General features: G+C 36.8%; 16 protein-coding genes. 8 read left to right on the top strand and 8 right to left on the bottom strand.

Annotated features, from left to right (window positions below):
* Positions 1-259 precede the first annotated feature (259 nt).
* From PSF86_RS03815 to PSF86_RS03825, 3 genes are all read right to left on the bottom strand, one after another.
* Positions 260-1,978 carry a phospho-sugar mutase gene (locus tag PSF86_RS03815; RefSeq protein WP_277898718.1) on the bottom strand — a complete coding sequence of 573 codons (1,719 nt, stop codon included), beginning with the start codon at positions 1,976-1,978 and terminating at the stop codon, positions 260-262.
* A 74-nt stretch (positions 1,979-2,052) separates the two neighbouring features.
* On the bottom strand, positions 2,053-3,000 hold the full coding sequence (locus tag PSF86_RS03820; RefSeq protein WP_277898719.1) for a glycosyltransferase family 2 protein: 948 nt from the start codon (positions 2,998-3,000) through the stop codon (positions 2,053-2,055).
* Between the two features lie 41 nt (positions 3,001-3,041).
* Positions 3,042-3,563, bottom strand: a complete 522-nt coding sequence (locus PSF86_RS03825; protein ID WP_277898720.1) for a DUF4199 domain-containing protein — start codon at positions 3,561-3,563, stop codon at positions 3,042-3,044.
* Between the two features lie 178 nt (positions 3,564-3,741).
* Here PSF86_RS03825 and PSF86_RS03830 point away from each other — a divergent pair, with 178 nt between their 5' ends.
* Together PSF86_RS03830 and PSF86_RS03835 are read left to right on the top strand one after the other, a co-directional pair.
* Entirely contained in the window at positions 3,742-3,993 is a 252-nt protein-coding gene (locus PSF86_RS03830; RefSeq protein WP_277898721.1) for a type B 50S ribosomal protein L31, read from the top strand.
* A 163-nt stretch (positions 3,994-4,156) separates the two neighbouring features.
* Entirely contained in the window at positions 4,157-5,332 is a 1,176-nt protein-coding gene (locus PSF86_RS03835; RefSeq protein WP_277898722.1) for a GlmU family protein, read from the top strand.
* Positions 5,333-5,440: 108 nt separating this feature from the next.
* On the opposite strand, the gene PSF86_RS03840 is transcribed toward PSF86_RS03835, so the two are convergent.
* A complete protein-coding gene (locus tag PSF86_RS03840) occupies positions 5,441-5,956 on the bottom strand; it encodes a DUF2892 domain-containing protein (RefSeq protein WP_277898723.1) in 516 nt (171 codons plus the stop codon).
* 168 nt (positions 5,957-6,124) lie between these two features.
* Between PSF86_RS03840 and rpmH the strand changes: the two genes are divergently transcribed.
* Together rpmH and carB are read left to right on the top strand one after the other, a co-directional pair.
* Positions 6,125-6,283, top strand: a complete 159-nt coding sequence (rpmH, locus tag PSF86_RS03845; protein WP_105217492.1) for a 50S ribosomal protein L34 — start codon at positions 6,125-6,127, stop codon at positions 6,281-6,283.
* A gap of 101 nt (positions 6,284-6,384) precedes the next feature.
* The gene (gene carB, locus PSF86_RS03850; protein WP_277898724.1) at positions 6,385-9,237 is read left to right on the top strand and encodes a carbamoyl-phosphate synthase large subunit; all 2,853 of its coding nucleotides are present in this window, start codon (positions 6,385-6,387) and stop codon (positions 9,235-9,237) included.
* Between the two features lie 85 nt (positions 9,238-9,322).
* Here carB and PSF86_RS03855 read toward each other — a convergent pair whose 3' ends face one another.
* The 4 genes from PSF86_RS03855 to PSF86_RS03870 form a co-directional block, all read right to left on the bottom strand.
* Positions 9,323-10,027 (bottom strand): DUF3307 domain-containing protein, encoded by a 705-nt coding sequence (locus PSF86_RS03855; protein WP_277898725.1) that lies wholly within the window; start codon positions 10,025-10,027, stop codon positions 9,323-9,325.
* A 10-nt stretch (positions 10,028-10,037) separates the two neighbouring features.
* A complete protein-coding gene (locus PSF86_RS03860; RefSeq protein ID WP_277898726.1) occupies positions 10,038-10,646 on the bottom strand; it encodes a SatD family protein in 609 nt (202 codons plus the stop codon).
* A 127-nt stretch (positions 10,647-10,773) separates the two neighbouring features.
* Positions 10,774-11,319, bottom strand: coding sequence for an acyl-CoA thioesterase (locus tag PSF86_RS03865; protein WP_277898727.1), 546 nt, complete (start codon positions 11,317-11,319; stop codon positions 10,774-10,776).
* A 26-nt stretch (positions 11,320-11,345) separates the two neighbouring features.
* Entirely contained in the window at positions 11,346-12,707 is a 1,362-nt protein-coding gene (locus PSF86_RS03870) for a DNA recombination protein RmuC (RefSeq protein WP_277898728.1), read from the bottom strand.
* Positions 12,708-12,847: 140 nt separating this feature from the next.
* Here PSF86_RS03870 and PSF86_RS03875 point away from each other — a divergent pair, with 140 nt between their 5' ends.
* The 4 genes from PSF86_RS03875 to PSF86_RS03890 all read left to right on the top strand — a co-directional run bounded on the left by PSF86_RS03875 (position 12,848) and on the right by PSF86_RS03890 (position 21,666).
* Entirely contained in the window at positions 12,848-15,646 is a 2,799-nt protein-coding gene (locus PSF86_RS03875; RefSeq protein WP_277898729.1) for a helix-turn-helix and ligand-binding sensor domain-containing protein, read from the top strand.
* A 388-nt stretch (positions 15,647-16,034) separates the two neighbouring features.
* Positions 16,035-19,022 (top strand): SusC/RagA family TonB-linked outer membrane protein, encoded by a 2,988-nt coding sequence (locus PSF86_RS03880; protein WP_277898730.1) that lies wholly within the window; start codon positions 16,035-16,037, stop codon positions 19,020-19,022.
* Between the two features lie 5 nt (positions 19,023-19,027).
* Positions 19,028-20,557 carry a RagB/SusD family nutrient uptake outer membrane protein gene (locus tag PSF86_RS03885; protein WP_277898731.1) on the top strand — a complete coding sequence of 510 codons (1,530 nt, stop codon included), beginning with the start codon at positions 19,028-19,030 and terminating at the stop codon, positions 20,555-20,557.
* Positions 20,558-20,607: 50 nt separating this feature from the next.
* Positions 20,608-21,666: a LamG domain-containing protein gene (locus PSF86_RS03890; RefSeq protein WP_277898732.1), complete on the top strand. Its 1,059-nt coding sequence runs from the start codon at positions 20,608-20,610 to the stop codon at positions 21,664-21,666.

Here is a 21,666-nt window from a genome sequence, read left to right on the forward strand (position 1 = left end):
TAAATAACACGTTGGTCGAAATAAGAATACAAATGTATGGTTTATTATCATAATAGCCTGCTGTTATGAGCAAGCTGTTTATTTGATAAGTTTTTTTAATTCGTAGATTAACTTGATCTTTTCTGCCCATCGAGCATGTCCTGTAATAGAAGCTTGTAATCTCGTTTAAACATACATCAAATCTTCTTCGATAGATTGAAGTATCGTTTTTTAATTCCTTTTTAATGTTGATTTTATTTCCTTCAAGGACTTTATAGCACTAATTTAAAGCTAATTCCTTAATAATACGGTCGATTTTTTCATCAAGCTTTGCAATTTCCTTGTCGTAATTTTTGGCATGGTCCAATGTTCCCTGTACGCTGAAATAAAATTTTATTTTAGGTTCGGTTCCACTGGGCCTTGCGGCTATTTTGGTACCGTCTTCTGTATAATAAATCAATACGTTTGAAGATGGAATAGCTAGGGTGTCTTTATCCCCGGTTAGTAAATTGGTACGCATGGAGCTTTGGTAATCTTCTAGAAACTGTACTTTTGAGCCACCTATTTCTTTTATTGGGTTTTCCCTTAAACCTACCATCATTTGCTTGATTTCATTGGCACCGCTTATTCCTTGTTTTGTTAATGAAATAAGTTTTTCCCTATAAAGCCCAAAATCTTCATAGCATTTTAAAAGGTCATTGTAAAAGGAGCTTCCTTTTGCCTTGGCATCGGCTGCAATTTCGCAGGCCAGTAATGAGGAGGTAACGGCGTCTTTATCTCTTACAAAATCGCCTACCATATAACCAAAACTCTCTTCGCCACCACCAATAAATTCTTGCATTGGGAAATCTTTTATCATTTTGGCAATCCATTTAAACCCGGTAAGGGCTTCTTTGTATTCTACCTGATAATTTCTTGCAAGGACTTTCATCATTGGCGTAGAAACAATGGTAGACGCAATGTATTGGTTTCCGTTAATCCTGTTTTCTTTTTTCCACTTATCCAAAAGGAAACGGGTCATTAAAATCATGGTCTGGTTTCCGTTTAACAAAACCATTTTGCCCTCGTTATCGCGTACTGCAATCCCCAGGCGGTCGCTATCTGGATCGGTACCAATAACCATATCGGCATTTACTTCGGCTGCTTTTTTTAGGGCCATGGCCAAAGCTTCGGGTTCTTCTGGATTTGGTGACTTAACAGTGGGAAAATCGCCATTTGGCACCGCTTGTTCTTCAACAAGATGCACATTTTTATATCCTGCCCGCTTCAAAACTTCTGGAAGTACTGTTATGGACGTGCCGTGAAGCGCTGTAAAAACAATCGAAAAATTATCTTTTTCTTGGGCGTTAAAGCTTCCGTTTTCAACAGAAGCATTTATAAAGGCTTCATCTACATCTTTATCGATATACTGAATATTGTTTTCTATTGCCTTAAAATTGATATCTTCAAAAGAAAGGCTTTCGATCTCGTTTATAATTTCATGATCCTGCGGAGGGACAATTTGCCCGCCATCTTGCCAATATACCTTATATCCATTATATTCCGGAGGATTGTGCGATGCGGTAAGAACAATGCCGCATTGGCATTCCAGATGCTTAACAGCAAAGGAAAGCTCGGGAGTGGGGCGAAGCCCGGAAAAGAGGAAAACTTTAATTCCATTGGCCGAAAAAACATTGGCCACTATTTTTGCCAAAGTATCACTGTTATGGCGGCAGTCGTATGCAATAACTACTTTATGTTTTTTATCTGGAAAAGATTTTTTTATATAATTGCTCAATCCCTGGGTGTTTTTTCCCAAGGTGTATTTGTTGATCCGGTTAGTGCCAACGCCCATGGTACCGCGCATGCCCCCGGTACCAAATTCAAGGTTCTTGTAAAACCTTTCTTTTAATTCTTCGGGGTCGTTGTTTATAAGTTCTTGTACTTTATTTCTGGTATCGGTATCAAAAAAATCGGCTAACCAAGCCTCGGCATTCTTTAAAATTTCTTCTGATGTCATTTTTTAAGCGATTATTTTTTCTCAAAGTTAGTTAAGTTTAAAAACTTAAGTGCTAAAAAATTATGTAGTTTTTATTATAAATTGGCAGTTTCCAAAACTTTATATCTTTTTTCCTGTTTTTTAGAGCGTAGGATAAGTTCTCCTAAAAAACCTGCTATAAAAAGCTGTGTCCCTATAACCATGGCAATAAGGGAAATGTAAAATTGCGGGCGGAGCGCTATAAGCCTACCATGCGGATTGATAAAGAGCTTGTCTATGCCTATATAGGCGGCAAAGCCAAACCCGATAATAAACATAATAACGCCCAATGCTCCAAATAAGTGCATGGGCTGCTTTCCAAACTTGGATAAAAACCAAATGGTAATGAGGTCCAGGAAACCGTTTATAAAACGTTCCATGCCAAATTTTGTGGTTCCGTATTTGCGTGCCTGGTGTTTTACCACCCTTTCTTCAATTCTGGTAAAACCTGCGTTTTTGACCAAAACCGGGATGTAACGGTGCATTTCGCCATGAACGTCAATAGATTTTACAACAGTGTTTTTATAGGCTTTTAGGCCACAGTTAAAATCGTGCAGATTAACACCCGATGTCCGTCTGGCGGCCCAGTTAAATAGTTTGGAAGGAAGGTTTTTTGCCAGAACGGAATCGTAACGTACTTTTTTCCATCCAGAAACAAGGTCGGCATTATTGCCTTTAATCTGCTTGTAGAGTTCGGGGATTTCCTCGGGATTGTCCTGAAGGTCGGCATCCATGGTAATCACGACATTCCCATTGGCTAGCTGAAAGCCCGCATGCAGGGCCTGCGATTTCCCAAAATTCTTTAAAAAACGTATACCTTTTACATTTGGATCTGTACTGGCCAGGGCCTGTATAGTGTTCCAGGAAGTGTCGGTGCTTCCATCGTCGATAAAAATGATTTCATAAGAAAAACGATTGGACTGCATCACTGTTGCTATCCAATCGTATAATTCCTGTAAAGACTCTTGTTCGTTGAGTAGTGGTATAACTACTGATATATCCATGAATGTTCTTTATATCTAAAAATAAATATCAAAGATATAAATTACATTTCACTTTTGGTTTTTTTCATTATAAGTCCTGTGATTAATGATACAACAAAGCCAATAAAAATATTGAAAATTAAAATTATTGGATAAGTAACCCAAAAGAACTTGCGTTGCATTTCAATAGCTTGGTCTTGTTGTTCTGTGCTTAAATCAGGATTAGCTTCAATCATTTTAGCTCTGGTAATTTCGGCCAGTTTATCATGGTAATCAACTTCAATAAAGTTTATGTACAATACAAGGTAAATCACTGTTATTACAGCGGCAATTGCTGCAACGCCCATTCCCACTTTAAGTGCTTGCCCTAACTCAAGATAGCCGTCGTTTGCTTTTTTAAATTGATAAATGGCAACAATGACAAGGGATACCAAGATAAGAGTAGAAACTATTTGTACACCCGTACTTTGTGAATATTGCATGTCCATAAAATGTAGCATCAAGCTAAAAGCAATTCCGATTACCGAAGTGATGATTCCATACTTCAAAGCAAACTTTCCTGTTGTTGGTTGTGTATTTTCCATTTTTTTGAATAGTTAATTAAGTTTTTATATAAAATTAGTGGTAATTCTTTTAATTTTGTTACAACTCATGTGAATAAAAAAAATACTTGCAATTTTCGGGGCAAAAAAATTGGTTATCCAAAATAAATGCATAAATTTGCACCTCGAAAAAATTCTGAAGTTTAAAAATATTAAGGCGATGAAAAAAGGTATACATCCGGAAAATTATAGATTAGTAGCTTTTAAAGATATGTCTAATGAAGATGTATTTATTACAAAATCTACAGCAGAAACTAAAGAGACGATAGAAGTTGACGGTGTTGAATATCCTGTTATTAAATTGGAGATTTCTAGGTCATCGCACCCTTACTATACAGGTAAGTCTAAATTGGTAGATACTGCTGGACGTATAGATAAGTTCAAGAACAAATACGCAAAGTTCAAAAAATAAGAAACTTATATATTTCAATAAAACCTCTGATACTTTTCAGGGGTTTTTTTTGTTTACATACCCAGAAAACAGCAATGAACCCATAAATTGCTTCTTAGGGCGTAAACTTTTTTAGAAATACCAATCAATATCCTATCTTTAATAAAATAAAAAATTGTACGCCATGAACTATATTCTTTTTGATGGTCCTGTTCGTAATGCCCTGCTTCCGTTTACATATACACGTCCGGTGGCAGACATACGCATAGGGATTTTAACGGTTCGCGAAAAGTGGGAAAAATACCTGGGCTATACAACCACCACGATTACCGAAGAATATCTTGCCGACAAGTACCCCATGGTGGAAATGGAACATAACATTCTTATAAATGCTTCTTTTTTGCCAAATGAAGATATAACCGAACTCATAAAAGGCCTTGAACCGGAACAGGCTATTTTTTACGGAGAAGAAGTTGTAGCCTTTTTTACTACGGAAGCTCAAGAAGAAGTAGATCTAAGTGCGTATGAAGCCATTGAATATGAAGGCGAAATTATACAGATACAAAATACATGGGATCTGTTCTCTAAAAACGGGGAGGCCATTGAAGCCGATTTCGATTTGATAACTTCCGGGAGAACAAGCCTGCCCTTGCCCAGTAGCAACAATGTAATTTCGCCCGAAAACATCTTTTTGGAAGAAGGCGTTAGCATTGAGTTCTGTACGTTAAACGCCTCGACAGGGCCCATTTATTTGGGCAAGAATTCCTTTGTAATGGAAGGCAGCATTATCCGTGGCGGTTTTGCTCTTGGAGAAAGCTCGGTGGTAAAAATGGGCGCACGTATTTATGGGCCAACCACTATTGGCCCCGGTTGTAAAATAGGGGGAGAGGTTACCAACTCTATTTTATTTGGCAACTCCAACAAAGGGCACGAAGGGTATCTGGGAAATTCCGTGTTGGGCGAGTGGTGCAACATAGGTGCAGATACCAATAGTTCTAATTTAAAAAACGATTATTCGCATATACGGCTTTGGGACTACGAAACCGAAAGTTTTGCAAAAACAGGGTTACAGTTTTGCGGCCTTTTAATGGGCGACCATAGCAAATGCGGTATTAATACCATGTTTAATACCGGAACGGTAGTAGGTGTGAGCGCCAATATTTTTGGAAGCGGATACCCGCGCAATTTTATACCTAGTTTTAGTTGGGGCGGTGCGGCTGGTTTTGTAACCTATAAACCCGAAAAAGCATATCAAACGGCCGAGGCCATGATGCAGCGTCGGGGCTATGAGTTTACGGCTGGGGAGAAAGCTATATTGAACCATATTTTTGAAATCACCAAAAAATGGCGCAAAGATTAACTTGCCAACACATTGACTATTAAGTGCGTAATCCCCTTGAATTATCGGAATTGAAGTTGAACTGAAAAAACGCTTAGCTTGGTAGTTAATTCATACAAAAACCAAAGACTAAATTTTCTTCATCTGTTGCTGCATCATTTTTATTTGATCTTTCAGCATGTTCTGTTTGTCCAGTTTTTTGGCTTCATTTAAAAGCATGGTAGCTTCGCGTTTACGTCTTTTCTGCATGGCAATACCTGCAAGGCTCAATTTGGCCATGGCAAGGTCGTAATCCATCGATAAGCCCAGCTTCAAGGCTTTCTTGAAATATTTTTCGGCTTCCGTTAGGTTGGTTTGAGAAGACATAATGCCCTTTAGGTAGTTGTAATATCCCTGTTGCTTGGTTATAAGTGCGCTTTCGGGGTTTTTAATTCTGTTCAGCCATTTTTGGGTGCCGGCAAAATCCTGTTTTCGCATTCTTAAAAAGGCAAGTAAAATCATTTCATTTCTAAAATATAGGAACACAAAAATTCCGGCAAGTAGGATTAAAAAAATACCATTGCCTATTTGGCCTTCAATAAATTGATAAATTGCATATGCAAGGATAAGTCCAGCTATTACTAGTTTTATATTTTTGTTGAACATATTGGGAATTTTCAATTGAGGGGCAAAGGTAATAAAAACAAATAAAAATATTTTTAAAAAGGTATTTGTCAAAGTAAAAAGTCTTTGTATATTTGCGCCGCGCTTTTGTGAAGATACATTGCAAGCCGTTAATAGATAGAATTACAAAGAAGATAAAGATATTTAATAATGAAAAGAACGTTTCAACCCTCAAAGAGAAAAAGAAGAAATAAGCACGGTTTCAGAGAAAGAATGGCCTCTGTGAACGGGAGAAAGGTGCTTGCCAGCAGAAGAGCAAAAGGCAGAAAAAAATTATCAGTTTCTTCTGAACCAAGACATAAGAAATAATGGTCATATTGATTATTAAAATATAGAGGTGTTACTTTTATTAGTAACACCTTTTTTTATATCCAACAACATCTTATATTTATACAACACTTTATTAAAAAATGCCAAAAAGAAAAGAACTTAAGAGTATACTCATAATAGGATCTGGCCCTATTATTATTGGACAAGCATGTGAATTTGACTACTCCGGGTCGCAAGCATTACGGTCATTGAGAGAAGACGGTATAGAAACCATCTTGATTAACAGCAATCCTGCAACAATCATGACAGACCCTTCTATGGCCGACCATGTGTATTTAAAACCACTTACCACAAAATCTATTGTTGAAATATTAAAAAAACACCCAAATATAGATGCAGTGTTGCCAACCATGGGCGGTCAAACGGCGTTGAACCTTTGTATAGAAGCCGATGAAAAAGGCATATGGGAAGATTTTGGGGTGAAAATCATTGGGGTCGATATCGATGCCATAAACATAACCGAAGACCGCGAAAAGTTCCGTGAGCTTATGGACAAAATTGGGGTTCCAATGGCGCCACAGGCAACCGCGACTTCCTTCTTAAAAGGAAAAGAAATAGCCCAGGAGTTTGGGTTCCCGTTGGTAATCAGGGCTTCTTATACCTTAGGTGGAGCCGGAGCTTCCATTGTCCATAAGCCAGAAGATTTTGACGAACTTTTAAGCCGTGGACTGGAAATATCACCAATCCATGAAGTAATGATAGACAAGGCCTTGATGGGGTGGAAAGAATACGAACTGGAGCTTTTAAGGGACGATAACGACAATGTGGTTATTATCTGTACCATTGAAAACATGGACCCCATGGGGATCCATACCGGAGACTCCATTACCGTTGCTCCCGCCATGACGCTTTCTGACAGGACTTTTCAAAGAATGCGGGATATGGCCATCCACATGATGCGAAGCATTGGGGATTTTGCCGGAGGATGTAATGTGCAATTTGCCGTAAGCCCAGATGAAAAAGAAGATATTATTGCCATTGAAATCAACCCACGTGTATCCAGGTCGTCTGCATTGGCATCAAAAGCAACGGGTTACCCAATAGCAAAAATTGCCAGCAAATTGGCCATAGGTTATACACTGGATGAGTTGGACAACCAGATTACAAAATCTACTTCAGCCTTATTCGAGCCCACTTTGGATTATGTAATTGTAAAAATACCACGGTGGAACTTCGATAAATTTGAAGGTTCCGATAGGGAATTAGGCCTACAAATGAAAAGTGTTGGTGAAGTTATGGGAATTGGACGTTCTTTTCAAGAAGCATTGCACAAGGCAACGCAGTCTCTTGAAATTAAAAGGAACGGCCTTGGCGCAGACGGAAAAGGATATAAAGATTACGACCAGATAATAGATAAACTTACACATGCCAGTTGGGACCGTGTATTTGTAATATACGATGCCATCCAGATGGGTATTCCGTTAAGCCGTATACACGAAATTACCAAAATAGACATGTGGTTCTTGAGGCAATATGAAGAACTGCATTTCCTTGAAAAAGAAATATCTACGCATACTATAGAAACCTTGCCCAAAAGCTTGTTGCTGGAAGCAAAACAAAAAGGCTTTGCCGACAGGCAAATAGCACACATGCTTAATTGTTGGGAAAGCGAAGTGCATACCAAGCGCGACGAACTTAACATAAACAGGATCTATAAATTGGTAGATACCTGTGCTGCCGAATTTAAGGCCATGACGCCATATTATTACTCAACTTTTGAAGATGAAGTTGAAACGGCCGACGGAAAACGTTTTTCGGATAACGAAAGTATAGTTTCCGATAAAAAGAAAATTGTGGTTCTTGGCTCTGGACCAAATAGAATAGGACAGGGAATTGAGTTTGATTACTGTTGCGTGCACGGGGTATTGGCTTCTGCCGAATGTGGCTACGAAACCATTATGATAAACTGTAACCCGGAAACAGTTTCAACCGATTTTGATACGGCCGATAAATTGTACTTCGAACCCGTTTTCTGGGAACACATCTACGATATCATCCGTCATGAAAAACCAGAAGGGGTAATTGTTCAACTTGGGGGGCAAACGGCACTTAAATTGGCAGAAAAACTGGATAAATACGGAATTAAAATTATCGGGACCAGTTTTGAATCTTTAGATTTGGCCGAAGACAGAGGAAGTTTTTCAACATTGCTTAAAGAGAACAATATTCCTTATCCGGAATTTGGCGTGGCCGAAACCGCCGATGAAGCTCTTGCCTTGGCCGATGAGCTCGATTTTCCAATCTTGGTAAGACCTTCATACGTATTGGGTGGACAGGGAATGAAAATTGTAATCAACAAAAAAGAATTGGAAGAACACGTGGTAGATTTGTTGAGAAAAATACCAAATAACAAATTGCTCTTGGACCACTACCTTGATGGCGCCATTGAAGCTGAAGCCGATGCGATTTGCGACGGGGAAGATGTGTACATTATTGGAATTATGGAACATATTGAACCGTGTGGTATTCACTCTGGAGACTCCAACGCAACCTTGCCGCCATTCAACATAGGCGACTTGGTATTGGAGCAGATTAAAGACCATACCAGAAAAATTGCCTTGGCACTAAATACAGTTGGGCTAATCAATATCCAGTTTGCCATTAAAGATGATAAGGTGTACATTATTGAAGCCAACCCACGCGCTTCCAGAACGGTGCCGTTTATTGCAAAAGCATATAAAGAACCGTACGTAAACTATGCTACCAAAGTAATGTTGGGCGAGAAAAAGATAAAGGACTTTAATTTCAACCCGAAATTAGAAGGATATGCCATAAAGCAACCGGTATTCTCTTTCAATAAGTTCCCGAACGTTAATAAAACATTGGGTCCCGAAATGAAAAGTACAGGAGAAAGCATTTTGTTTATCGATAGTTTAAGAGACGATGATTTCTACGATTTATACCAAAGAAGAAAAATGTATTTAAGTAAGTAAAATACATTTTTGCTAATGGTTTGATAAAAATGCAAAGCTGCTAAAGAAATTTGGCAGCTTTTTTTGTTCTAAAATTATTGCAATATCAAGAAAAGAAAATAAACAGGAGGGAAGCCATAATAGCAATTCCAAAACTAAGAAGCGTACCAATTAATATATATTCGGTTAGTTTGCGGTCTTTGGCTTCGGTAAGGTCGCTAAACCTAAAAATAGACTTTGCGGCAATTAAAAAGCCCACGCCTTCCCAATGGTTAGTAACTATAAAAACAAAAACCAGTAAACGTTCCAGCATTCCTATGTATTTTCCAGCATTTTCAAGAGAGTCGCCCTTGTCCATTTCGGTTTTAGGCGTGTAAATAGAAATAAGGGTTTTAATGATAATGGAAGTTGGGTGCGTTAAAAATATAATCGAAGAAACAATCAACAGAAATTGTTTCCCAAAAATGTCTTCAATAGTTATAGCTGATGGATTATTGAGCAGGCAAATAATTAAAATGACGGCTATATGTAAAATTTGGTCTACAAAAAAAAGGAGCCTTTTATTATTTTCTGTCTGAAATAAAAGCTTTCCCGCATCAATAAAAAAATGAGAAATACCTATAATCAATGGGATGTACCATAAATTTATATCCCAAACAAATAGTGCTGCCAGTACACTATGAAGCAATACATGCAAATAAAGTTTTCCCGAACGTAATTTTTTTTCCTCTTTTTCAGCGACCCATTTTTTAGACTGAAAAGTAAAATCTCCTAATAAATGTGCTAAGAATAGCTTTAAAAACAACTCCATTTTTAATGTTTTATAAAATGCCTATTTTTTTTCGGTACATACAGTCCAGTTCCATAATCTCATCAAAAGAAGCCCTTTTTAAATGTTCACTAACAGTATTTTGTTTAATGCCTATTAATTGTCCAATAGCATTCTGTGATAAATTTGGGTTTTCAATGCTTATCTTAACAATCTCGGCAGAACTTTTTGTCCAATTATCCATGGCTATTAATGCAAGCTTGAAATATAAGTTTAGTTCATCGTCAAGTTCTTTGTGGTCCGTCTTTATGGCCAAATTAATCTTTTGTTCTTTAAGGGTCTCGAATTTTTCTCCCGAATATATAAAGGCAGAACCATTCGATTCGGATATGCTTGCAGCATCGTGCGTTTTTTCCCCAATGCCAATAGCCATACGCACATCGAGCTCTTTTATTTTTTTTACTGTAGATTTTATCAATGTTGCCATTAAAAACGTTTCCCGAATGTCTTTTATTTCAATTTGAAAACTATCGCCCCTATATATCTCCCAATCCCGGTTAGATGCTATGCCAACAAACACTTTTTTTAGTGGCTCAAGCCATTCTTCCGGATTTTTTATATTTCTGGAACTTATAATGTCACCTGTTATAACGCTTGTCATCTTTTAATAAAGCTATAATTTATTGGGTTATTACCCGATGTTATCAAATATCGTCTTTTTAAACGATAATTCCAAATATCGTCTTTTTAGGCGATAATTATAAATATCGTCTTTTCAAACGATGTGTTTATATGTCAATCTGAACATTATAACCTTCTAGCTCATGGACAAGTTGATTCACGGTATAGTCAAGCTGATTGGCATATGCGGTACGCTCTTTGCGCAACTGCATTCTTTTAATGCTTTTGAAAAATCGTTTTATATCGTTTTCAGATTCCAGGATAAGTCCGGGAACCTTCACGCTTTTTCCTTCACTATCTTTGGCAACCATTGTAAAATAAGAGGAATTACAGTGTTTTACAACGCCGGTTTGTATGTTTTCGGCCTCTACCCGAATGCCAATTACAATAGACGTGTTACCAACAAAATTTACGGAAGCTTTCATGGTAACCAATTCCCCAATTTCAATAGGTTTTAAAAAATCCACCGTATCTACAGATGCAGTTACGCAATACGAACCACAGTGTTTGGAGGCACATGCAAAGGCAATTTGGTCTAAAAGCGATAGAATAAATCCACCGTGAATTTTTCCGCTAAAATTAGAATGCGAAGGCAACATTAATTCGGATATTTCAATCCTGGAAGCCGAAACAGGTTTAAATTTTGGTGTCATATTCATGAAGGTTGATAGTTGTCTACTTACAATAATTTCTCTTGTGGGTTTTCGGGCAATTCATCTTCATCATCTATTTCAGAGGCTCTGTTTAGCCATTTTTGGTCTATTTGCTTGCTAGCCTTGGCACCTAGTTTTTTCAATTTTTCTACACGCGTAAGCAGGTTTCCTTTCCCGGTTAGTTTGGTCATGGACGAAGAGTAGGTGTTTTGTACCGTTTGTAGCTGCTTGCCCACTTTTTCAAGATCGTCCAGCAGGTTTTTAAACTGGTCGTATAACCGGCCGGCCTGTGTGGCAATATCCAATGCGTTTTTATGCTGTTTGTCGTTTTGCCACATGCTGTCAATGGTACGCAATGTTGCCAATAATGTAGAAGGGGTAACAATAACTATGTTTTTTTCAAAGGCCATGTTGTACAATTGGGGCTCTTCTTGAGAGGCTGTAGCAAACGCGGGCTCCAGCGGTATAAAGAGTAGTACAAAATCAGGGCTTTCAATTTTATAGAGCTCGTGGTAATTTTTGGCACTTAATTGGTCTACGTGTTTTTTTATGGAGTTTACGTGCTCTTTGAGCAGTGCGGGCTTGAGCATTTCATCTTCTTCATTTACAAAGCGCTCATAAGCAATTAAAGATACTTTAGAATCGACAATCATTTTTTTATTGTCCGGTAAGTGGATAATTACATCTGGCAATACACGTTTTCCTTCATCTGTGGTAAAACTATTCTGTACAGTATATTCACTCCCTTTTTCTAGTCCAGATTTTTCAAGTACGCGCTCCAAAACCAATTCGCCCCAGTTTCCCTGCATTTTGGTGTCGCCCTTTAGTGCTTTGGTAAGGTTAGAGGCTTCTTTTGTAATTTGTAGGTTTAGCTCCTGCAAATGCTTTAATTGTTGTTGCAATGCCGAGTGGCGTGTAATGCTCTCTTTATTGCTGTCTTCTACACGTTTTTCAAAAAATTGAATTTTCTCTTGAAGCGGACTCAAAATATTTTTTATGTTCTCTTTGTTCTGAAGTGTAAATTTCTCCGATTTTTCTTCAAGAATTCGATTGGCTAAAATCTGAAAATCCTTTGTGAATTTTTCCTGTAATTTTTCCACTTCGGCTTTTTGTTCCCTGTTTTTTTCCATTAGGTTGTCAAAATCTACTTCCTTTTTAGAAAATTGTATGGCAAGGCTGTCTTTTTCGTTCCTCAACTGTTCTTTTGCGGCAATTTCTTTTTCAACCTCATTCTGTAGATTGGTTATATTGTGCAGTAACTGGGTTTCCCGCTCCTGAAATGTACTTTCATTCCCTTTGTTTTTTAATTTTTGTATGTAAATACCTAAAAAAGCACCAAGAATGGTAGAAATAAATGCAGTGAAAATTAAAATAAGATTTTCGGTCATTATATGTATTTTCGTTTAAAATTTTGTGTTGAACAGAATTGATGTAAAGATAAAAGAAACGCTTCTATTTTAAGGCCTCAACAAAAAACAATTGATAATTGTACTCGAAAGTAGTATTTTAAAAGAAATTTCACTTAAAGATGTTTGTTAGTAAATTCTATAAGGTATTTTATTCTGTATGGCTGTTTTTGTCGTTTTTCATGGTAAATGGCCAGCACAGACCTCCAATACATAATTTTAACGTTCATGATTACGAAGCCGGAATTCAAAACTGGGGCATAACTTATGGAGACAATAATATTTATGTGGCCAATAATGAAGGTTTGCTGGAATTTGATGGCATTCAATGGCGGTTTTATGAACTCCCTAATAAAACTATAGTCCGTTCGGTTGCTTATATTGACAAAAAGATTTATACAGGCTCTTATGAAGAATTTGGTTACTGGGAAAAAACTTCAACGGGCCAATTAAAATATTACAGTTTAAGCGAAAAAATCGAGGCTAAAAATATAGAAACCGAATCCATTTGGGGAATTTATCAATATAAAGATGCAATTATATTTAAATCCTTCAGCAGTCTTTTTATCTACAGGAACGGTAAAATAGAAGTTATCAAGCCTGGAACTACAATTATGGGCGCCAATGTGGCCAATGGCCATTTTTATGTCTTTGGAAGGGAAAAAGGAATTTACGAGCTGGTTGATTTTCATTTAATCCTTTTAAAAGAAACCGAGGCGTTAAAAAACTACAAAGTCCAAACCGTAAATGCCATTTCCAGCAATGAGGTGTTAATAGGGACTTCCTTAAATGGCTGTTTTATATGGGACGGTAAATTGCTAAGACCTTGGAACCATCCTTTTAATGCTATTTCAAAGCAAAATCAGCTTAATAAAATTACGATAAGCAAGGATTTTATTTTTATGGGCACCATTAAAAACGGGGTATATGTATTCAATATAAAATCGCAACGCTATTACAACTTAAATGTTCAAAACGGGCTACAGAACAATACGGTACTTGGCAGTGTTTTTAACGAGCGTGGAATGTTATGGCTGTCGTTGGACAATGGAGTCTCTGCTATTCCCATACATTTTAATGCTTATTACCTAAATCCATCAAAAGAAGACATTGGCGGAGTGTACGACATGGTTGTTTATAATGGCGATACTTACATTGCTACCAATACAGGAGTGTATGTGAGCGGGGACAACGGGATTAGCTTTATAGATGGTTCGCAAGGCCATATTTGGGACTTGACATTGGTTGGCGATGTAATAGTTTGCGGCCATAATTTAGGGACCTATCAAATTAAAAATAAAAAATGGGAAAGTATTTCGCCTCAAAACGGCGGTTATGTTTTTAGGGAAATCAAAGGCCGTCCAGATACTTACGTACAAGGAAATTACTCAGGATTGACCTTGTATACCAAAAGAGATAACAGTTGGGAAGCAATTAATATTGAAGGAATAGACTTTCCTGTTAAAAGGCTGGTTTTTGAGAAAGACCACATAGCATGGGTGGCACATGCATATAAAGGTGTTTTCCGGATTCATTTTTCTGAAGATTATAAAAAAATAACCAAAATAGAAAAGCAGTATACTAAGGATTTTGCAAATAGCTACATGATAAAGCTCTTTAAAATAGAAGGGCAAATAGCTTTTTACAACGAAAAAGAATGGCTTGTATACAATCCTTTAGAAGAAAAAATAGTTCCTTTTGAATCGTTAAATACTATTTTGGGCAAGGACAAGGATGCTTACCCGATAACCGATCAGGATATTGAACCCATTGTGTTTAAAAAATCGGACGGGACGCTCTTTGTAAGGGAAGACCTTAATAGTCGAGACTCTCAATTTTACCTGCCACTTCGCTATTACAACAACAGACTTTTAAAAAACGACGAAAAAGCAATTGTGGTAAACGATTCTTTAATACAGATAGCTCTTTATAATGATATTTTGGCAATCAACCCTCAAAAAATAACAGCCGGCAGCGCTCCTTTTAAGCCAAAAATAAACAGGATACTAAAAAATGGAACCCCGCAGCCATTAGATACCGTTTTTTCATTAAAGCAGCGTGATACTATAATAGTCGAAACATCCGTTCCTTTTTTATCAAACAATACTATTGTTTATTCATTGTCAGATGATGTAGAAACCGATTACAGGAAAGTTCCCAATGGTAAGATCATGCTCACCAACCTGCCTTTTGGCGAGACCAAATTAAATATAAATTCCATGGTCAAGGCCAAAATATCCAATTTGGGAGTTTCCATACCCATACAAACAAAAAAGCCCTGGTACATGGGTGTCTGGGGAATAATATTGTTAATGGTTATATTGGCCGCACTTACTTTTTTTGTGGTCACTATTAACAAATATATGCTTATTAGGCACAAAAAATATCTCGAAGATCAGTTTGAGCACGAAAAAGAACTAAACCGAAAAGAAGAAGCGCTCCGTCACGAGAAAAAGTTAAACGAACTGCAAAAAAAGCAACACGACCTGGAACTGAAGGGCAAAACAAAAGAGCTGGCAAATACGGCCCTTGAAATGACCAAAAAGAACGAGATTTTGATGAAGCTCAAAGATGAACTGCTCTATTTTAAATCAGAAATTATAGACAAGGTACGTTATAATAAACTACTTAAAAGCGTAGACCGAAATATAAATAATGCCAACGATTGGGAAATATTCGAATCCAATTTTAATGAAATACATGATTCCTTTTTCAAAAACTTATTGAAAAAACATCCGGATGTGCTAACTTCAAAAGATCTTAAATTATGTGCCTATTTAAAGATGAACTTATCCAGTAAGGAAATAGCGCCATTGATGAGCATATCGGTAAGGGGAGTTGAAATTCACAGATATCGTTTAAGAAAAAAACTAGAGTTATCTTCCGAACAAAATATAAATGAATATTTAATGAATGTATAAGGTATTTTAGCTTAATACTTAAAATAAAAACAGCCAAAATTGCTTATATTTAAGGAGCCAAAGGGAATAAAGCAATATGTTTTTCGGTCTTATAAAAATTGTTTTAACGAAATTTGAATTGATTAAATCATAAAATTTTAAGTTTTAAGCGATAATTTGATAAAAAATGGCATTGTAAATTAATGTTTTGCCAATACAAAAATACATCATTACTACATCATATTTAGTTTTCCCATCCTACATTTTATTTTTAACATGCTTTAAATTGCTGAAAACACTAGGATTTTCAGTGTTTAATATGTTTGATGTATTCAAGGTGAGGTATAATTTTACTACATCGATGTAGTTTGTGATAATTTTAAGAAGCTAACTTTAATATGTAAGAGTAATGAAAAATCATTTATTGACATTTTTATTGTTTTGTTGCATAACCGCTTTCGGGCAACAAACAATCACCGGGGTTATAACCGACGATCAAGACATGCCATTGCCAGGAGCTTCGGTATTGATTAAAGGGACGACCACTGGAACGCAAACCGATTTTGACGGGAATTATTCCATAGAAGCAAATACAGGCGATATACTTGTATTTTCATACGTTGGAATGGATACTCAAGAAATTGTTATAGAAAATTCTACAGAAATTAATATTTCTTTAACCGTTTCAACCAATGAACTTGATGAAGTGGTAGTTATTGGTTATGGTACACAAAAGAGTAAAGATTTAACTTCTGCCATTACAACAGTGAAATCTGAAGAGATTGAAAAAACACCTGCAGCTCAACCAATGCAAGCTTTACAAGGTAAGGTAGCAGGTCTTCAAATAGTAAATAATGGTACTCCAGGGCAATCCCCAACCGTTAGGATAAGGGGAGTTGGCTCTTATGCTACAGACGAATCAGGACCTTTGTATGTAGTAGATGGAGGATTTTATGATAACATAGATTTTTTAAATCCTTCTGATATTAAATCAATTTCAGTTTTAAAAGATGCTTCTGCAGCTGCTATATATGGTGTAAGAGCTGCTAATGGGGTTGTTCTAATTGAAACAAAATCTGGATCAATAAATCAAAAACCTCAACTAACTTATGATGGTTATACGGGATATCAAATAGCTCAAAATGTTGTTAAAATGGCCAATACAGAACAGTTTGTGCAGTATGTAAATGAAACAGGACTCGCAGCTGATATGCAGTTTGTGGATAATGCAATGCAACGCTATGGAAGAAGTAGGGTTAACCCTAATATCCCTAATGTAAATACAGATTGGTATGATGAGATTATAAGACCGGCAACAATTACTAACCATAATATAGGTTTAAGTGGAGGTGGAGAAAGTGCTACTTACGCATTAGGGGTTAACTATTTTGAGCAAGAAGGCCTTTTAAACATGAAAAATGAATACGAAAGACTCAATTTACGGAGCAAAATAGATTTTAAAGTAAATGACTGGCTTAAAGTTGGAGGGAACACTGTATTTAGTAATGCTGTTCGTTATAACCCGGAAGCTTCAGCATGGCGTCAAGCGTATTATGCGGTTCCTACCTTGCCAGTTTATGACGAGTTAAATACAGAAGCATCTCCAATTCCATATGCAAATGCTAAAGATTTAGGGTATAGAAATGGGCAAAACCCTTTTCCTACTATGGAGTTTGCCGAAAATAGAGATAAAATAAGAAATATTTTAGCCAATTTTTATGCTGAAATTAGTATTATCCCAAATAAATTGACTTTCAAAACAGCGTATAACCATAGTTTTGAAACAGTAGAGGCTAGGAATCTTAGATTTCCATATACAATAGGTCAAGGCGTACAAAGAGTAAATTCCGAAATAACAAAAGAGAACAGAACCAATTCCAATCAAATATGGGATAATACTTTAACATACGATAATAGTTTCGGTAAACATAATATAACCCTTTTAGCAGGTACATCTTTCAGGGATGAATCTTATGAGATGTTAAAGGCAAAAGGGATAGATTTTCCTTATGCAAATGGAGAACAGGCTTATTATATAGACCAAGCTCAAACAATAGATGTCGATGGAGTGGGCGATGATGGAAAAAGAGAATATGGGCTTTCTTATTTTGGAAGAATAGCTTATAATTTTGACAGTCGATATTTATTATATGGAACCTTTCGTGCAGATGGAACTAATAAGTATCAAGAAAAGTGGGGTTACTTTCCAACTGTTGGTGCTGGTTGGGTAATAAGCGAAGAGTCTTTTTTCCCAGAAAACGATGTGTTAAACTTTTTGAAATTAAGAGGTAGCTGGGGTAAACTGGGAAATGATAACGTAGCCTCCAGTGAAGGGGCACTAACCTCAACTGTTGTAACTACCGATTTTGGAGATGTCATGTACAGTGGATTACAGGCCTCAAATGATTTCACGGCTCTCCGTTGGGAACTTACAGAAGAAATAAATGCTGGTTTATCGGCAAGGCTATTTAACAATAATCTTTCTTTAGAAGCAGATTACTTTAGGAGGGATACAAAAAATGCAGTTATCCCTGTTTCAAGATTATTGATTGCAGGAGAGACTAGGGAAAATGTTGGAGAGATCCGTAATGAAGGTGTTGAAGTTTCCCTTAATTGGAGTAAACAGGTTTCCGACGATTTTAGCTATGGTATCGGAGGAAATTTATCCACACTTAAAAATAAAATACTGAGCCTTGGTGGACAGGAATATTTAAATTTCGGGAGTTCGGATTTTCAACGTAGAAGCATTGTAGGGGAAACGTTATTTGCTTTCTATGGACTGGAGGTTGATGGAGTTTACCAGAATGATGCTGAAATACAAGCCGATCCAATTGCTATTGATAATGGTTTGGTGCCTGGGGATTTTAAGTTTAAGGACAGAAATGGAGATGGTATAATAAATGGTGACGACAGAACCGTATTGGGTTCGTTTATTCCAACATATTCATACGGGTTCAATTTTAACCTAAATTATAAAAATTTCGATTTCTCATTGTCTGCATTAGGACAGGGAGGGAATAAAATACTTAATAGAAAACGAGGAGAATATCGTTATACCCCAGATACCAATGTCGATAGGGACTTTTTTGTTAATCGTTGGCACGGAGAGGGAACTAGTAATAGCTATCCTTCTTCTGGGGGACTTCGTAAACCTTGGAATTATCAATTGAATACATTTTATGTAGAAGACGGAGATTTTTTCAGAATTCAAAATATAACCTTGGGTTATACCATAAAAAAAGAAAAAATTCCACAGACCAGAATTTATTTCACTGCCGAAAAACCTTTGACAATATTTAAGTATAACGGCTTTAATCCCGAAGTGCCTGATGGATTTGACAATCAAACATATCCAGTCCCAGCAATATATACATTAGGTGTAAACATAAAAATATAAAAACCATGAAATTGTATTATAAAATAAAAACAATCTGTTTACTAGTCATATTACTTAGTACAAGTGGATGTATAGATAAACTTGACGAACCAGAATTGAACAATAACTTTACTGGAAATACCGATTATACAAAAACAGATAATATGATATTATCGTTAATTGGTGTATACGATACCTTTTATGATACTGGTTGGGAAGTTCCCTTATTAATTGGAGTAAGGGGAGATGATGTAAATGCAGCTGGAGACCAGGCCGTCTATCAAGATACGGATGTGTATAAATACGATGCCAATAATTGGATGTACAACAGTGCATGGAAAGCTTTTTACGGAGACATTGCAAAAGCTAATGCAGCAATAGAAGAGATAAACAAATATCAGGATTATGCCGATAGCGATGGAGTTAAGTTAGGAGAACAATACAAAGCAGAGTTAAAGGTAATGAGGGCTGTAGACCATTACTATCTGTCTGAAATGTGGGGAAATGTCTTTATTGTAGATTCTTCTAATATAGCCGAAGAAGCAAGAGTTCAAGAATTGCCAACAAAAGAGGAAGTAATGCAGTTTATCTCTGATCAAATGGACGAAGCAATACCCAACCTGCCTAAAGTCCGACCCAACCAGCGTGTAGATCTTCCTGGTGCGATAACAGCCTATACTGCATATGCCGTAAAAGCATTGGCAAATCAAGAAATTGGTAATTACCAAGCAGTTGCAGATGCTACTGGAGAGATTATAAGATCTAACTTATTTAAGCTGTATCCGGATTATTATGAATTGTTTAAAACACCGGGTAAATTAAGCGACGAGAATTTATTGGAATTACAATTTTCAGATTATGGACAAGGTTCCGGAGACAGAGAATCTCATTTATATGCTCCATATGGGCCGGCAAATTGGACACCATCAGTTACAGGAGCATCTGGCGGATGGGGGTTTTACGAACCCAGTTTAAAATATGTGTTGTTCATGCTGGATAGAGGGGAAACAGATCGTTTGGAAACAAGTGTGTTATTTACAAATGAAGGAATAGCGCAAATTCAGCAACATCCTGGAAATGAAACCCTACCAAGCTTTGTAGCAAATACTACACGGGATGGAGATGTCATAAACGATAATGTTAGAGCTATGTTTTCAAGTGGAAAACACTACTTGCCGTCGAATCAATTAATTCCCGGCCGTACTGAATATGGGAGCAATAAAAATTATATCATGATTAGATATGCTGAAGTATTATTAATGTATGCTGAAGCTCTTACCCGTGGTGCAAGTGGCATGGGCATGACAGCTGATGATGCAGTAAATATGGTAAGAGAGCGGGTAAATATGGCTGCACTTTCTAATGTGACTACTGAGCAGGTATTGGATGAGAAATTTGCCGAATTAGCCTTGGAATGGGGGAAACGTTATTATGATTTAATCCGGGTTGATGATTATGATGATTTAAATTATGAAGGAAGAACTTTCTCTGGGGATAAAGAACTTTTGCCTTATCCGCAAGAACAAGTTGATGAACTTCCTCTTTTAAGTAATTAAAGAACGATTTAAACGTAAATAAAATGAAAAAAGCATTATATATATTCGGGATGATTGTAGCTTATACATTGATGTGCTGCGATAATGGAATAGATCCCATAACTGAAGTAGATCCAGGGCCAGATCAATCCCCTCCCATCGTAAAAATTAATTTTCCTGCTGATGGGTTGGAAATACAAGTAAAAGAGGATGTAATTCCAATAACAATTAAATTTGAAGTTGATGATGATATTGAGGTAGCTTCCATAGAAGCAAAAATGGATGGTAAGACCATAGGTCAGTATTCAAGCTTTAAAGATTATAGGAGGATTATTATTGATGATTTGGTATATACCAATTTAACCAATGGGGAACACACACTTATAGTAACAAGTATTGACACAGACGGAAAAGAGACTACTGAGGTTTCGAATTTCCTTAAAAAAGAGGCATATAAGCCAATTTATGATGGTGAAACTTTCTATATGCCTTTTAATGGCGATTATACAGAATTAGTTAGTGTAACTACGGCTAATGAGATAGGTTCTCCAAGTTTTGCCGGAGAAAGTGTGGTTGGCCCTAATGCATATTTAGGAGCAACAGACTCTTATTTAACATTTCCAACAGAGGGATTATTGGGAGAAGAATTTAGTGCTACTTTTTGGTACAAAGTTAATGCAGACCCAGATAGAGCAGGGATTTTAGTAATTAGTCCTCCAGATGAAGAAAACCCTGATAGTCCGAACGATAGAACAAAAGGAATTAGGTTTTTTAGGGAGAATGCGAACGGAAATCAACGGCTTAAGTTAAATATAGGTACCGGCTCTGGAGAAACATGGGTCGATGGAGCTGAGGCCGCTGATATAGCTTCAAACTCTGATTGGGTACAAGTTGCATTTACTATTTCTGCAACTAAAGCAATTGTTTATATAGATGGACAGATTGTTAAAGAGGTTGATTTTGTAGGTGTAGATTGGACTGGTTGTGACCTGTTATCTATTGGTTCTGGATCACCCAGATTTACAGGTTGGGGGCATTTATCAGACTTAAGTGAAATAGATGAATTGCGTATTTATAACAAAGCATTGACACAACAGGAAATACAAGATATTAGAGCCGCAGACTTATAA

This window comes from Galbibacter pacificus (assembly GCF_029603165.1).
GTDB lineage: Bacteria > Bacteroidota > Bacteroidia > Flavobacteriales > Flavobacteriaceae > Galbibacter > Galbibacter pacificus.